This is a genomic window from Candidatus Pseudomonas auctus (assembly GCF_048654275.1).
Lineage (GTDB): Bacteria > Pseudomonadota > Gammaproteobacteria > Pseudomonadales > Pseudomonadaceae > Aquipseudomonas > Aquipseudomonas pharyngis.
The window spans coordinates 68901-83011 of the sequence record NZ_JBJYZK010000001.1 but is presented as its reverse complement, the minus strand read 5'-3'; the positions used below and the strand labels follow the sequence as shown (position 1 = coordinate 83011).

The window sequence follows — 14111 nt, the reverse complement described above, 5'->3', positions numbered from 1 at the left end:
AATGCCTTCCTTTTCATCACGTAACCTTGAAGATCTGTTGGGTAAAGACGAAATTTTCTGCACCGACCCGCTCAATCAACGCTCTCGGAATCGCCTGACGCCTCCGACAAAATCGCCTGATATTCACCCTCTTCAGGAACAAATGAAACGAACTGATTACTCGCGCCCCTTTGCACCCAAAGACGCCCACAGTTCGTGCATTCATAAACATCTGACGTCCGGTGGATGTGGAGGCTGGATATACGACTTTCCAATTCGCTCGTCGCGTTGACCCAAGGTGCAAACTCACCGAACGCCTCGGCGATCAAAGCCTTGTCTCCCGACTCGGCAGCAGCCACCAGAGGCTTGAGTTCGTGATTCACCTCTTCCCAGAATGCATTCTCAACCTCGTCGCGAAGCAGGCTCGCTTTATAGGGCAGGCTGTCAGTCTGATCGACGATCACATGTCCACATCTGCAACCCAATTTGCTCATTTGCGGTTCGATACCTTTAGGTTGGGCCAAGTCGTTAAAAAGCGGACTAGGCTTTCATTTCCGTGCGGCGTCAAACAACACTCTCACGCTGCAAACTGCTCACATGCCCGACACCCGCAGCCTTCAATCGGACCACCAGGTCATCGCGCGCTGCTCGCCCGCCAGCACGTATGTACTCGAGCTCCGCCGCGGTGATCAGTACCACCGGAACCAATCTCACAGGGGATAACGGCATGTCATCCAGTCGGGTCGGGAAGTCCGGTTCCGGGGCGCCCAGCAGGACGCCGGTCGAGTCATCTTCGGTCACGAAGTGTTTGGGGAATTGATCACACATGTGGTTCGAGAGGCTGAACCCGGGAATTTCAATGGACATCGCACCGTATTTGTCGAGTCCGCGAGTGTAGCCTCCAGCGTCCGCAACCGTTTTGGCAACGTGCTCCACCAGCTCGAATGCCCAGCTGCGCTGAAAAGGATCGACGTCACCCACCGGGCCACGGGCGTGTTCGGGTATATCGGCGGTTTCTACGAACAACTCCATCTCGAATCCATTGCCCGTTTCTTCCGCGTCATCGAACGGGTCTGACAGACCTTCCGTGGCGATGATGATTGTGTCGTTACGGCGAACTACCCGGTAGGCCTGACGGGTCGATGGCCAGTAAGGGCCACCCGAAAAGCTCGGACTGATCATGTAGGCAAGGACATCGCGTTCGACTGTGCCGACTGATGCCCAATGACGATCCAGGCACGCTGCGCTGGCCTCTCGGGCAGCCAGATTTGCCGCTTCAGCCTCTGTAATGCTGTCGTAGATATCCGGCTCCTGGACTTCAAGGGGTTGTGGTGTTGGCTCGACGTCTTCGGTTTTAGGACGTTTCAATGAAACGAGAAGCTTCTTGAAGAAATTCATGTGCGTTCCTTGCGGGGTTTCGGTTCGCTCTCCATGAAAGGGGCGAATCTGTTTTCGTGAAATGGATCTGTTTTTGAATGTTGGCACTATGCCTCAAACCGCCCCACCGAAAACAACGAAAGATCCAGCTCACTCTCCCCCCGCAAACACCACTGCGCAAACGCCTCCCCCAGCGCCGCCGAGTGTTTGAACCCGTGCCCGGAGCACGCCGAAACCACCAACGTGTGCTGCAACCGTGGATGCTCATCAATGATGAAATGCCGATCCGGCGTAACGGTGTAGGCGCAAACCGCTGACTTCACCACCCGATCCGTCAGCCCGGCGATCCGCCCCTGCACCTGCTGTTCGTACATCTCGCGTTCTTCCTCGGCCGAGACTGTGCGATCCAGAGTCTCGGGCGTGGATGCGCTGTGATACTGCGCCGTCGCCACCTTCAAACTGCCCTCCCCCGGCAACGCGGGAAAGCCATAGAAATCGTCGTCCTGGCCGTGAGTGAAGATGAACGTGGGTGAGTGGCCGACCAGTTCCGCGTCGGGCTCGGTCTCGAACCAGAACAGTTTTTGCCGATAGACGCTGAGCAATCTGTCGAACGGTGCGCCGAGCAAGCCGCCCGCCCAGTTGCCGGCGGTGACCACCAGTTTGTCCGCCCGCAAGGTGCGCTGGTCGGTGGTGACGGTGACGCCCTGTTCGTCCGAGCTGATGTGGGTCACGGTCTCGCCCTTGTACAGCGTGGCGCCGTGTTGTTCGGCCAGTCTGAGCTGCACGTCGATGCAGCGTTCGGGCCGTACAAAACCGCCCTCGGGCTCGAAGTAGCCAATGGCGTCGTCGCGCACCTGGGCAAACTGAGGAAAGCGCTGGCGGATCTGGGCAGCGTCGAGGACTTCGTGTTCGATGCCGTAGGTCTGTGCCAGGGCGATGGTGCGCAGGGTGAAGTCGGTTTCGTCGGCGGGATCGAAGTCGGGGCTGGAGGTCAGCACCAGCAGGCCGGACTGTTCGAACAGCGACTCGCCTGACAGCGCTTCCAGTTCGCGCCAGATGCGGTGGGAGTTGCGCACGATCGGCACGTATTGCGCGCCCTCGCCCACGGACAGTCGGGTGATGCGGGTGTCGCCATGGCTGGAGCCGAACGTGTGCGGCGGATGGTGGCGGTCGATGCCGACCACGTTGACCCCGGCTTTCGCCAGTTGATACACCGTGGCCGCGCCCATGGCGCCGAGGCCGATGACCAGTGCTTCGCATCGTTCCATGATTGATTTCCGCTCAGACAAAAGAGCCACAGTGAAGCGGATCAGGCGATGGAAAACAATCCGTTGAACGCCGCGCCCAGGCAAAAATGCGGGAGCCGGGCTAATTCAATCAGGTTGTCTGTCGGTACTAACTGTAATCAAGCGAAATTTGAGGTTGGGAACCCGGGGAATGTCCTTTTGACCAGCCACTGATTGTCCTTTCGTTCATGCATCGGCAGCCCCTCTAAAGGGGGCTGCACGACGTTAACGAAGCAGGAAAATCGTGGCTGTAGGACGCGTCTTTAAAGACGTGGGGATTGTTCGACGTGAACGGATTGCATCTCGGCAACGACCGCCTCGATCACACACAGAGCCGTCGGCGACAGGCTTCTACCCTGCAAACTCACCACGCCAATTTCCGAATGAAACCCCGGCCTGTCGACAACATGAAGCTCGATCAAACGCCCCACCCGAATATCTCCAGCCACGGCGCCATGGATGACGCCGAGGATGGTGTCGGTTGAGCCGGCCACGGTCTTGAGCAACGCCACGTCATCACACTCCAGCACGATGGGCAGTGCCTGGCGGGTGGAGATGCCGAGGGTTCGGGCGGTCTCGCGTTTCACCACTTCCGGCAGGCGCGTTGTGGCGATGCCGTAGCCTTCCAGTTCGCCCATCGCCACTTTGCGCCCGGCCAGCGGGTGCTCCGGACGTACGAAGAAGCCTGCCGAGACCTGGCCCAGCGAACGGATCAGCAGATCGGATTCCGCCGTGAAGTTACGGATATCGGCAACAAAGAATTCGATCGCTTCAGCGCGCAGTCGCGCTTCGAGAATCTGCCAGTTGTTCACTTCCACGCGCAGGGTGACCGCCGGGTGATCCAGGCGCAGTCGCGGCACCACCTGATGCATCAACATCGCGGCCGGGAACGGGCCGACGCCGAAGGCGAGGCTGCCCAGTTGGCGATCGCTGTAGAGCGCCATGTCTCGCTCCAGCGAACGGGCATCGAACAGCAACCGTCGCGCCCGCTCGATCAGAAACTCCCCCGCCGGCGTCGGGCGGACGTCGCCGGTGTCGCGATCGAACAGGCGCTGTCCGGTTTCGCTCTCCAGCGCCTGAATGCTGCGGCTCAGGGCCGGCTGGCTGAGGTGCACGCGCTCGGCCGCGCGGCCGAAATGGCGTTCATCGGCCAGCGCGAGAAGGTGTGACAGTCGTTTGAGGTCCATTCCCGCGATGCTAGCGACGCATTATCCGGATGTAAACAATGCATTGGATACATCGCCGCCCTGCCCATAGGCTGGAGCGCATTCGACCCTCGGAGAACAACAAGAATGAAACCGACCCTTTACACGATCCTCGCTCTGACGCTGGTGTCCCTCGCCGGCTGCGACAACAAGCCCAGCGTGGCAGCCGGCGACGCCACGCCCGCCACGGCAGCGCTGATCCAGGCGTCGATCAAGGGCCTGGACCTCAGCGACAACCGCGACATGGAAGATGCCCAGCGCGGTTTCATCGCCCGGCCCACCGGCAAGATCCTCGGCGCTGACGGCAATGTCCTGATCGATTTCGATGCGTACCGCTTCGTCGAAGGCCAGGCGCCGGACACCGTCAACCCGAGCCTGTGGCGGCACGCGATGCTCAACGCACAGATCGGTCTGTTCAAGGTTCGCGACGGGATTTACCAGTTGCGCGGTTTCGACATCGCCAACATGACACTGATCGACGGGCAGACCGGCTGGATCGTGGTCGACCCGCTGACCTCCCGGGAATCTGCCGCCGCAGCGCTGGCCTTCGCCCGCGAGCATCTGGGCAACAAGCCCGTCACCGCGATCATTTTCACCCACGACCATGCCGACCATTTCGGCGGTGTACTGGGCATCACCTCGAGCGGCGAAGTGGCCCAGCGCAACATTCCCATCGTCGCGCCCGCCGGGTTCATGGAGGAAGCCACCAGCGAAAACATCCTGGCCGGCCCGGCGATGGCGCGGCGTTCGATGTATCAGTTCGGCAAGAACCTGACGCCGGGCGCCACCGGCATCGTCGACACCGGGCTGGGCAAGAACGTCGCCTACGGCAGCATGGGCATCCTGCCGCCGACGCAGATCATCGACCAGCCGATCCAGCCGCTGGTGCTCGACGGCGTCAGCTTCGTGTTCCACAACATGCCCGGCGCGGAGGCCCCGGCCGAGCTGACCTTTTCGATCCCCGCGCTCAAGGCATACGGCGGTGCGGAGCTGCTGACGCAGACCATGCACAACCTGCTGCCGATCCGTGGCGCCAAGGTCCGCGATGCGCTGCGCTGGTCCGAATACATGCAAATCGCCCTCGACGAGCTGGGCGACACCGAGGTCTATTTCGGTCAGCACAACTGGCCGATCTGGGGCAACGAGCGGATCCGCGAATTCATCACCAAACACCGCGACGTCTACAAATACCTGCACGACCAGACCGTGCGCCTGATGAACGCCGGCTACACCCCCAACGAGATCGCCGACAAGATCCAGCTGCCGGATTCGCTGGCGTCGTACTTCGGCACTCGCGGCTATTACGGCGACCTGCGCCACAACGTCAAGGCGATCTACCAGCTGTACCTGGGCGCCTACGACGGCAACCCCGCGCACTTGAATCCGCTGGTGCCCAAGGAGTCGGCAAAGCGCTACGTCGAATTGATGGGAGGCAATGCCAAGGTGGTCGAAGCCGCGCGCGTGGCCTATGACAAGGGCGAATACCGCTGGGTCGCCGAGCTGCTGGATCAGGCCGTGCTGGCCAAACCCGACGACACCGCCGCCAAGGAACTGCTGGCCCGCGCGTACGAACAGATGGGCTATCAGGCGGAATCCGCAACCTGGCGCAACAGTTACCTGACCGCTGCCATGGAGCTGCGCAACGGCCCGCCGGCCAAGGGCGTCAAACGCTCCGACCTGATCGAACTGATGAAACAGACGCCCACCGAACGCTTCCTCGAAGCCATGGCCGCGAGCCTCGACGGGCCGGCGGCGGATGGCAAGCACTGGACGTTCAATCTGGTGCTGACCGATACCCACGAATCGTTCGTGCTGTGGATCGAGAACGCCGTGCTGCACTACCGAAAAGGCCCGACGGCGGCGAACGCCAACGCAACGCTGACCGTCACCAAGGACCTGTTCGTCCAGCTGCTGGGCGGCACCGCCGGGCTGAAGGAAACGCTCACTTCCGATGATCTGAAGGTGGATGGCAGCAAGGTCGATCTAGTGAGGTTTCTGGGGCTGCTGGAAAAGGCGCCGGGGAATTTTGCGATAGTCGCCCGGGCAGGAAACTGACCCACCGAGGCCATCGATTGATCAAACTCCCGGTCGATGGCCTCTGGACGCTTACCCAAGCAAAATCCAATGAAAACCGGAGGCTCGGGCAAAGCTTTCCATTGGATTGTTCAGCATCCTGCGCAACCCGATCGCCGCGAAGCCATCCAGCGTATGGACGTAGAACCTGCACCCGAGCGAAACCCCGAATCCATCGTTTTCATCATTGATGATGACGCTCCTCTACGTGAGGCGCTTGGCAGCCTGCTGCGCTCCATCGGCCTGCGCGTCGAGCTGTTCGGATCGGTCGCCGACTTCATGCAATACCAGCGACCTGACCTGCCCAGTTGCCTGGTGCTGGATGTGCGATTGCAAGGCACCAGCGGGCTGGTCTTTCAGCAGGCGCTCGCCGACGCCAACATCCATCTGCCGATCATTTTCATGACCGGGTACGGCGACATCGCCATGACCGTTCGCGCCATGAAAGCCGGTGCCATCGATTTCCTGGAAAAACCGTTTCGCGAGCAGGCCATGATCGACGCCGTCGCCGCCGCGCATACGCGGGACAGGTCGCGCCGCGAGTGCGAACGCCGCCAAAATGAATTGCGCACACGCCATGGGACACTCACGGCCAGAGAGCAAGCGGTGATGGCGCTGGCCGTCTCGGGTCTGATAAACAAGCAGATCGCCAGTGCCATCGGCCTGAGCGAGATCACCGTGAAAATCCATCGCAGCCAGGCCATGCGCAAGATGCGCGCGCGGTCGTTTGCCGATCTGGTTCGAATGGCCGAAAGTCTGGGCATTAACCATTAGATGTATCGCCCTTATGCGGCGCGCATAGAGTTGCTTATATACGTTGGTATGACTTCTCCATACGCTGGCAGGATAAAACCAAACTTATGCAACATGGTTGATCCCTACCGCCAACAGTAAAATCCCTTTATCAAATGCGACGGCCGGCAAAGTTATTGACTTCGCGGTTTCCTCGCGCGCCGACACTTGTCGATCCATTCATTGACTCAGGGATGACTGATCAACATGTATGACTTTTTTGAAGACTCGTACCGCGTGCTGAAGTTGTCCCACGTGTTGCTGGTCGGTGGCCTGGGCATGTTGATGGTGGGGATTTTCCTGGCTTATGTGTTTGACGCTCACTTGAACTTGCCCACGCTGGTCGGCGCGCACGGGATGACGATCCTCGGGCCGACCGCGATCAAGCTGGGCTACGTCATGCGCTTGATTGCGTACAACCGTATTCGCCTGGCAGCACAGGAACATGGAGTTTCCCATTAGAAGTATTCGATTGAATTCAAACCTGTCTGGTTGCAACCGGAAGTTCATTAACGAAATCCCACTACGACTCAGGATGATCACGATGAAAACTATTGGATTGGTATTACCCGTCGCCATTGTTTCAGCCACCTGGATAGTTGCCACTCATGCATTCGGCGCAAGTTGCCTGCCCGATATGCCGGTGGCCAACAGACAGGAAACCAGTGCTCCGGATTCAGAAACTTCATCAGTGCAACAGCACCGAGCCAGAAAGGCGCCGACCCAGATTGCCGAAGGGGGTTCGGATCGGCTGATGGAGCGTCGTGTTGCCGAGGGCGGTTCGGATCGCCTGATCGAACGCCGGGTAGCCGAAGGCGGCTCTGATCGCCTGCTCGAACGCCGCGTGGCCGAAGGCGGCTCTGATCGCCTGCTCGAACGCCGTGTTGCCGAAGGCGGCTCCGATCGCCTGATCGAACGCCGTGTTGCCGAAGGCGGCTCTGATCGCCTGATCGAACGCCGGGTAGCCAGCAATCAGTACGATGCCGCGATGAACATGCAAATGCATTTTTCGATGGATTGATTGGCCGGCTGAGCCCTTACTCCGGCAACCCCGCCAACCGCAAACCTTCGGCAAACCGGGCAACGTCTTCAGGCCGTTGAATGGGCAGCCACGCGCTCAGGCTGGACACCCGCAATGTCGGGTCCAGCCGGCGCACCCGTTCCATGGCCTGCCCGGCTTTGTCGGCTCGTCCATTGAGCGCGTGGCTAGCGGCGATCAGGGCCGCCGCTACCAGCAGACTGGGCAGATTTCCCTGCGCTTTCTCGGCCCAGGAAACCGAACATTCGAAGCGACCGGCGAAGAAGTGCGCCAGCGCCATCCCGACCTGCATGCGGAACATTTCCGGATCCAGCGGGCTCAGTCGCACGGCATGTTCAAGGTTGGCAATGGCGGCTTCGGTTTCGCCACCCAAGGCGCGCAGGATGCCACCCAGATACCAGGCCGGCGCCAGATTGGGGTTGAGCAATCGAGCTCGATCAAGCAGGGCGATGCCGCAGTCGACATCCCCGGTCAGATGGGCCAGGGCATGACCGCAACGGGTCAGCGCCACGGCGTCATCGCGTCCCAACTCCACGCCCATGCGCGCCAGCCGCGCACCTTCGGCGATTTCCCGGGGCCGGTCGGTCATCCAGCCGTTGAGCTTGCGCCAAAAATGGCACCACGCGGCCATGCCGTACGCCGAGGCAAATTCCGGATCCAGTTCAATCGCCCGGTAGAACAACGCCAGTGCCTGCTCGATCGCCTCACGGGTGCCGATGTGCAATTTGGCCGTGCCCCGCAGGTAGTAATCGTAGGCATCGAGGCTGTCGGTGGGCTTGCGCTTGGCCCGCTCGATTTCCGCGCGTTCAAGCTGCGGCGCAATGGCGCCCACAACGCTCTCGGCCACTTGATCCTGGAGTTCGAAAATATCGTCGAGCAGGCCTTCGAAGCGCTCGGCCCACAGATGCGTGCTGCTGCACGCATCAATCAACTGGCCGGTGATGCGGATCTTGTTGCCGCTCTTGCGCACGCTGCCTTCCAGCACGTAACGCACGCCCAGTTCCAGCCCGACGCCCCGCGCGTCGACCGCCCTGCCCTTGTAGGTGAAGCTGGAGTTGCGGGCGATGACGAACAGCCAACGCAGGCGCGACAGCGCGGTGATGATGTCTTCGACGATGCCGTCGGCGAAGTAGTCCTGCGCGGGGTCGCCGCTGAGATTCTGGAACGGCAGGACGGTGATCGACGGCTTTTCCGGCAGGACAAGTGTCGTGGCCACTTCGGGTATCGCAGGCGCTTCGGGCGCATTGACGGGGCTGTCGCTCAAGGTGATTTCGCCGACGAAGCGATAGCCCTTGCGCGGCACCGTACGCACCAGGCGCTGCTGCTCACCGGTGTCGCCGATGGCCTTGCGCACGGCGTTGATGTGGCTGGTGATGGTCGACTCGGAAACGATCCGGCCACTCCACACGGCGCTCAACAATTCGTCCTTGCTCACCACTCGCTCGCGGTTGCTGACCAGCAGCAACAGCAGATCGAAGACCTGCGGCCCGACCGTCACGACTTGCCCGCGCCAGGTCAGTTCCCGGCGCTGCTGGTCGAGCAGGTAGTCTTCAAACACAAATTGCACGGTGGCTGTTCTCTGGTCTGGCGCCCCCGACTCCGTGTCCGAGCGGGCGATTGTCGTGCGCCCAATGATACGGCAGACCCTGGGCCGTCGCACCGGTCTGGGCATTGGTCTACGCATCTGCCGACGGATTGGCCTGTCTGGACAAAAAACCAAGGCAAATCCAAGGTCACCACAAGGATTTGCCCGAGCGCCGCAAGCATGCTCATCCCACATCGACAGCAACGGTTGCGGTCGGCAAGTGGAGAGATGTCATGAAGATAGTCGTTATCGGAGGCACCGGCCTCATCGGATCGAAACTTGTGAACAATCTGCGCGAACGCGGCCACGATGCCCGCGCCGCCTCGCCTAACACCGGCGTCAACAGCATCACCCGCGAAGGCCTGGCCGAAGCAATGGACGGTGCCCAGGTGGTGGTCGACGTGTCCAACGCGCCGTCGTGGGAAGACCAGGCCGTACTCGACTTCTTCGAAACCTCCACCCGCAACCTGCTTGCCGCCGAAGCCGCCGCCGGGGTTCGCCATCACGTGGCGCTGTCGATTGTCGGCAGTGAGCGCCTGCCCGCCAACGGTTACTTCCGCGCCAAGGTCGCGCAGGAGAATCTGATCAAGGCGTCCGGCATTCCGTACAGCCTGTTACGGGCCACGCAGTTCTTCGAATTTGTCGGCGGCATTGCCCAGTCCGCCACCGTCGGCGAGGAAGTGCGCCTGTCGCCGGCGCTGATCCAGCCCATGGCTTCTGACGACGTCGCTGCTGCGCTGACGGATGTGGCACTGGCAGCGCCGATCAACGGCACACAGGAAATTGCCGGCCCCGAAGCCATGCCGCTCGACGAGTTGGTCCGGCGTTTTTTCCGCGCCACCCACGACACCCGCAAAGTGATCCCGGACGTCCACGCCCGCTACTTCGGCGACGTGCTCGACGACCAGTCGCTCACCCCCGGTAGCAGCAACCCGCGCCTGGGCTCGACGCGCTTTGAAGACTGGCTGGCGCAATCGATCCAGCGCTAACCCCCCATCCGCTTAGAAGGAGTCTCGCCATGTTCAGCCGAATTCTGCTGGCCGCCACGTTTGCGGCCCTTTCAATCTCATCCGTCTCGGCCGCCGAGCCGCAGGCAGGCAAGGTCACCGTGGTGTTCGACCGCGCCCTGCCGAACGTTCCGGGTAAATCCATGAAGGGCGTGCTGGTGGAATACGCACCCGGTGGTTCTTCGCCGGCGCACTTTCATCCGAAGTCCGCGTTCATCTACGCCACGGTGCTTGAGGGCGCCGTACGCAGCAAGGTCGGCGACGGGCCGGAGAAGGTTTACAAGGCGGGGGAAAACTTCGTCGAACAACCGGGCGACTTCCACGCGGTGAGCGCCAATGCCAGCACCACCGAACCGTCACGTCTGCTGGCGGTGTTCGTGCTCGACAGCAGCGAGACCGACCTGGTCAAACCGGTCAAGCCGTAACCGATCCATTCGCCAATCCACCTCCGGCAGCGTGGCTGCCGGAGAGCACCGCTAAGGGGCGCGTTCAAGGTCGGCGTTGCAAAACATGCCCGATCAAAACATTGATCTTTCGCCCCACACCCAGTAAAAAACCGTCTTCCCTTTCCGCCCTTGCAAGGAGCAGCGGATGCTCGAACTCGCCACGCAACGCCTCGACCTGCGCACGATGGTCGAATCCGACTGGCCGCTGTTCCTCAGGCTGCATTCCGAGCCGCAAACCATGCAGTACGTGTTCGGTGAAATTGCCGAAGAACAGGTACGCAAAGGCTTCGAGCATCGGCTTCCGGCCTGGGGGCCGCAGTCGGATCACTGGTTGTGTCTGGTGGTGACCGACAGGGCCAGCGGGCAGGAGCTGGGCGTGACCGGTTTTCGTATCCTGTCGCCGGGGCATGCCGAGGTGGGTTGCCTGCTGTTGCCCGAGCATCAGGGCAAAGGCTTTGGCACCGAGTCGCGCCAGGCGATCATCGACTATGCCGCCGCCATCGGCCTGGACTCGTTGGAGTCGACCGTGACCGACGGTAATATCGCGTCCTGCAAGGTGTTGGAGAAATGCGGTTTTGTATTCGAGCGCCGCGTGCCGCAGGCCTATCAGATTGGAGATCGGTGGTTTGACGACCTGATCTACCGCTATCAAATCAGTTGACCCCGTTTTATCAGCGACCGCCAAGGAGGCCCTCGTCGTGAATCCTTATCAATGCCTGCCACCCCGCGCTTTCTGGCGCACCGCCGTGGCTGACAAGCCCGCGCTGAACATCGATCAACTGTGGACGCCACAATTCGAGATCGGCAACAAGGACGCCATCGTCACCGCTGGCTCCTGTTTCGCCCAGCACATCGGCCGGGCGCTGGGCGAACGCGGCATGAACTGGCTGGATGCGGAACCGGCCCCGGCCGAACTGCCCGCAGCCGACTGGAAGGCCCACAACTATGGGGTGTTCTCGTTCCGCACCGGCAATCTGTACACCCCGGCGATGCTGTGCCAATGGCTCGAATGGGCCTTGGGCGTGAGCCTGCCCCCCGACGAAACCTGGGCCCACGACGGGCGATTCTTCGACCCATTCCGCCCCGCCGTGGAGCCCGACGGTTTTGCCAGCGAGGACGCGCTGTTCGCATCGCGCGAAGCCACCCTCGACGCCATTCGCACCGCCCTGCGCCGCGCCAAAGTGTTCGTGTTTACCCTCGGCCTGACCGAAGCCTGGCAGAACCGCCAGACCGGGCTGGTGTATCCCGTGTGCCCCGGCACCGTGCGCGGCACTTTCGATCCGCAGCTGCACCGTTTCTGCAATTTCGGCTTCATGGACACCTATGGCGACATGGTGCGGGCGCTGGAATTGATGCGTTCGATCAACCCGCAGCTGCGCCTGCTGCTCACCGTGTCACCGGTGCCCCTGACGGCGACCGCCACGGGCGAGCATGTGCTGAGCGCCACCACCTATTCCAAATCGGTCCTGCGCGCCGTCGCCGGGCAGCTGTGCGAAGACCTGCACGACGTCGACTATTTCCCCTCTTACGAAATCATCACCGGCACACCGTTCAAGGGCGCCTTCTACCAGCCCAACCAGCGGGAAGTCACACCTGAAGGCGTGGCGTTCGTCATGCAGCAGTTTTTCGCCGGGCTCGATGCGGTTCAATCGGTGCAGAAGCCGGCCAGCGTTCCTTCCACCTGCGTGTCCAGCGAGGAGCTTGTCTGTGAAGACGCCGTGCTCGATTACTACGCCTAGGTTTCTGCTGCTGGGCGACTCCCATGCCGGGGTCATCGGCAAGGCGGCGCAGGCCCGCGGGTTGCCGTTCAGCGGCGGCCCGCTGGGCACCGGCCGGGATTTCGCGGTCGACTTTTTCAGCCTGACCCGCCATGACGTGGTGTTTCGGGAAGCCGAGATGGAGCGCCTGTATCGCCAGGCACTTGAGCCGTTCGAGGTGCCGCAACTGGCGAAGGTCGGCGTGCCGCTGGTGAGTACCATTGGCCTGAGCCTGCACTACCTCGCCACCGCGCCGAACTGGACGTGCTACCAGACCCTGGACGGCGAATTCGACGAAGGTTTTCTCGCAGGTCCCCTGTTCGAATCCATCGTCGACACCCTGTCCCGACCTGCTCTCGCGTTCTATGAACAGGCCCGGGCGATGAACCTCAAGGTGTTCGCCGTGCTGCCGCCGCAACGGGTGCCAGAGTTGTCCGATCCGCGTGTGTTCATGGCCGCGCAGGCGCTGCTGATCGAGCGCCTGCAAGGGCTCGGCATCGAGCTGATCGATGTGCGCGCGGCAGCGAATGATGAGCTGGGTTTTCAGCTTCCGGCGTACTGCGAAGTGGATGACCCGTTGCACGGGAATCTGGCGTTTGGCGAGTTGATCGTCGAGCAGTTGCTCAAACAAGGTCTGTAAATGAGCGGTGGGAACGGCCCCCGCTCCCACCGTTTTTTAGACTCAAGCCTTGGGCTGCGTCCCAAGAATCGTCACCCGCTCGCCATACCGCGAGTGCGGGAAATAATCCCAGACCGCATGGTGCTGGGTGCAGCGGTTATCCCAGAACACCAGGCTGTTCGGCGCCCAACGCACGCGACAGCTGAGGACCGGCTCACGGGCCACCAGATCAAACAACATGTTCAACAGCACCTGACTTTCACCGCCGGACAACTGGACGATGTGCGAGGTGAACCCGGAATTGACGAACAGTGTTTTACGCCCGGTTTCCGGGTGGCGAACCACCACCGGGTGCTCGGTTTTCGGCAGATTGGCCGGCGCCTCATAGCCCTTCCACGGAATCGCGCCGTCGTGGATCGCGGTCAATTCGCCGAGAAACTGCTGCATCGTCGGCGAGAGCATTTCCAGCGCCAGGTGCATGTTGGCGAACAACGTATCGCCGCCGGTGCCGATGGCCGGGGTTTCCTTGACGTACAGCATCGAGCCCATGGACGGCGCCAGATCGGCGGTGCCGTCGGTGTGCCAGGTTTCGCCGGCCACGTAGCGCGATTGCGCATTGGCGCGGATCACCACCAGCTCCGGGTCATCGCCGTCGATGTCCTCCACCGGCAGCGCCCGCAGCTCACCGAACAGCCGGCCAAACGCCTTGTGTTCGTCCACCGTCAGGTGCTGATCGCGGAACACCACCACGTGATTCTCCAGAAAGGCCCGGCGGATTTCCGCGAGCTGCTCGTCGCTCAGCGGCTGCGAAAGATCGACGCCGCCGATCTCGGCACCGATGATCGGCGTGATCCGCTCGACCGTGATGTGCTGATACGGCGCACGCCGTTCGGCGGCGATGCGCTCGATTGCCTTGAGTGCCAACTGATCCATGTTCCCTTACCTT

The 14111-nt window shown here is 61.6% G+C and carries 15 protein-coding genes; 9 read left to right on the top strand and 6 right to left on the bottom strand.

Annotated features, from left to right (window positions below; all coding sequences use genetic code 11):
- Positions 1-71: 71 nt before the first annotated feature.
- The 4 genes from ACKUG4_RS00300 to ACKUG4_RS00285 all read right to left on the bottom strand — a co-directional run bounded on the left by ACKUG4_RS00300 (position 72) and on the right by ACKUG4_RS00285 (position 3829).
- Complete coding sequence (locus ACKUG4_RS00300) at positions 72-473, bottom strand: DUF8617 domain-containing protein (protein ID WP_445433106.1); 402 nt, start codon at positions 471-473, stop codon at positions 72-74.
- A 70-nt stretch (positions 474-543) separates the two neighbouring features.
- Complete coding sequence (locus ACKUG4_RS00295) at positions 544-1377, bottom strand: suppressor of fused domain protein (protein WP_445433105.1); 834 nt, start codon at positions 1375-1377, stop codon at positions 544-546.
- A gap of 86 nt (positions 1378-1463) precedes the next feature.
- Positions 1464-2624 carry an N-methyl-L-tryptophan oxidase gene (solA, locus tag ACKUG4_RS00290; RefSeq protein WP_445433104.1) on the bottom strand — a complete coding sequence of 387 codons (1161 nt, stop codon included), beginning with the start codon at positions 2622-2624 and terminating at the stop codon, positions 1464-1466.
- 281 nt (positions 2625-2905) lie between these two features.
- Entirely contained in the window at positions 2906-3829 is a 924-nt protein-coding gene (locus ACKUG4_RS00285; protein ID WP_445433103.1) for a LysR family transcriptional regulator, read from the bottom strand.
- A 105-nt stretch (positions 3830-3934) separates the two neighbouring features.
- Here ACKUG4_RS00285 and ACKUG4_RS00280 point away from each other — a divergent pair, with 105 nt between their 5' ends.
- The 4 genes from ACKUG4_RS00280 to ACKUG4_RS00265 all read left to right on the top strand — a co-directional run bounded on the left by ACKUG4_RS00280 (position 3935) and on the right by ACKUG4_RS00265 (position 7733).
- A complete protein-coding gene (locus ACKUG4_RS00280) occupies positions 3935-5902 on the top strand; it encodes an alkyl/aryl-sulfatase (RefSeq protein ID WP_445433102.1) in 1968 nt (655 codons plus the stop codon).
- 153 nt (positions 5903-6055) lie between these two features.
- Complete coding sequence (locus ACKUG4_RS00275; RefSeq protein WP_445433464.1) at positions 6056-6694, top strand: response regulator transcription factor; 639 nt, start codon at positions 6056-6058, stop codon at positions 6692-6694.
- Between the two features lie 225 nt (positions 6695-6919).
- On the top strand, positions 6920-7174 hold the full coding sequence (locus ACKUG4_RS00270) for a hypothetical protein (protein WP_039771078.1): 255 nt from the start codon (positions 6920-6922) through the stop codon (positions 7172-7174).
- Positions 7175-7256: 82 nt separating this feature from the next.
- Positions 7257-7733, top strand: coding sequence for a phage infection protein (locus ACKUG4_RS00265; RefSeq protein ID WP_445433101.1), 477 nt, complete (start codon positions 7257-7259; stop codon positions 7731-7733).
- Positions 7734-7749: 16 nt separating this feature from the next.
- On the opposite strand, the gene ACKUG4_RS00260 is transcribed toward ACKUG4_RS00265, so the two are convergent.
- Positions 7750-9318, bottom strand: a complete 1569-nt coding sequence (locus tag ACKUG4_RS00260; RefSeq protein ID WP_445433100.1) for a winged helix-turn-helix domain-containing tetratricopeptide repeat protein — start codon at positions 9316-9318, stop codon at positions 7750-7752.
- 251 nt (positions 9319-9569) lie between these two features.
- On the opposite strand from ACKUG4_RS00260, the gene ACKUG4_RS00255 reads away from it, so the two are divergent.
- The 5 genes from ACKUG4_RS00255 to ACKUG4_RS00235 all read left to right on the top strand — a co-directional run bounded on the left by ACKUG4_RS00255 (position 9570) and on the right by ACKUG4_RS00235 (position 13186).
- A complete protein-coding gene (locus ACKUG4_RS00255; protein WP_085649148.1) occupies positions 9570-10325 on the top strand; it encodes an SDR family oxidoreductase in 756 nt (251 codons plus the stop codon).
- A 29-nt stretch (positions 10326-10354) separates the two neighbouring features.
- Positions 10355-10768 (top strand): cupin domain-containing protein, encoded by a 414-nt coding sequence (locus ACKUG4_RS00250; protein WP_103386277.1) that lies wholly within the window; start codon positions 10355-10357, stop codon positions 10766-10768.
- Positions 10769-10934: 166 nt separating this feature from the next.
- The gene (locus ACKUG4_RS00245) at positions 10935-11450 is read left to right on the top strand and encodes a GNAT family N-acetyltransferase (protein ID WP_039771072.1); all 516 of its coding nucleotides are present in this window, start codon (positions 10935-10937) and stop codon (positions 11448-11450) included.
- A gap of 37 nt (positions 11451-11487) precedes the next feature.
- Complete coding sequence (locus ACKUG4_RS00240; RefSeq protein ID WP_445433099.1) at positions 11488-12528, top strand: GSCFA domain-containing protein; 1041 nt, start codon at positions 11488-11490, stop codon at positions 12526-12528.
- Entirely contained in the window at positions 12497-13186 is a 690-nt protein-coding gene (locus ACKUG4_RS00235; protein ID WP_445433098.1) for a hypothetical protein, read from the top strand. The genes ACKUG4_RS00240 and ACKUG4_RS00235 overlap by 32 nt, the downstream gene beginning before the upstream one ends.
- A gap of 42 nt (positions 13187-13228) precedes the next feature.
- On the opposite strand, the gene ACKUG4_RS00230 is transcribed toward ACKUG4_RS00235, so the two are convergent.
- Positions 13229-14098 carry a TauD/TfdA dioxygenase family protein gene (locus ACKUG4_RS00230; protein ID WP_039771066.1) on the bottom strand — a complete coding sequence of 290 codons (870 nt, stop codon included), beginning with the start codon at positions 14096-14098 and terminating at the stop codon, positions 13229-13231.
- Positions 14099-14111: the final 13 nt, after the last annotated feature.

Coding starts and splice junctions, on each gene's coding strand:
- solA (WP_445433104.1), bottom strand. CDS start 2,624: ATGGAACGATGCGAAGCACTGGTCATCGGCCTCGGCGCCATGGGCGCG.
- ACKUG4_RS00250 (WP_103386277.1), top strand. CDS start 10,355: ATGTTCAGCCGAATTCTGCTGGCCGCCACGTTTGCGGCCCTTTCAATC.
- ACKUG4_RS00270 (WP_039771078.1), top strand. CDS start 6,920: ATGTATGACTTTTTTGAAGACTCGTACCGCGTGCTGAAGTTGTCCCAC.
- ACKUG4_RS00265 (WP_445433101.1), top strand. CDS start 7,257: ATGAAAACTATTGGATTGGTATTACCCGTCGCCATTGTTTCAGCCACC.
- ACKUG4_RS00300 (WP_445433106.1), bottom strand. CDS start 473: ATGAGCAAATTGGGTTGCAGATGTGGACATGTGATCGTCGATCAGACT.
- ACKUG4_RS00255 (WP_085649148.1), top strand. CDS start 9,570: ATGAAGATAGTCGTTATCGGAGGCACCGGCCTCATCGGATCGAAACTT.
- ACKUG4_RS00285 (WP_445433103.1), bottom strand. CDS start 3,829: ATGGACCTCAAACGACTGTCACACCTTCTCGCGCTGGCCGATGAACGC.
- ACKUG4_RS00230 (WP_039771066.1), bottom strand. CDS start 14,098: ATGGATCAGTTGGCACTCAAGGCAATCGAGCGCATCGCCGCCGAACGG.
- ACKUG4_RS00280 (WP_445433102.1), top strand. CDS start 3,935: ATGAAACCGACCCTTTACACGATCCTCGCTCTGACGCTGGTGTCCCTC.
- ACKUG4_RS00275 (WP_445433464.1), top strand. CDS start 6,056: ATGGACGTAGAACCTGCACCCGAGCGAAACCCCGAATCCATCGTTTTC.
- ACKUG4_RS00245 (WP_039771072.1), top strand. CDS start 10,935: ATGCTCGAACTCGCCACGCAACGCCTCGACCTGCGCACGATGGTCGAA.
- ACKUG4_RS00295 (WP_445433105.1), bottom strand. CDS start 1,377: ATGAATTTCTTCAAGAAGCTTCTCGTTTCATTGAAACGTCCTAAAACC.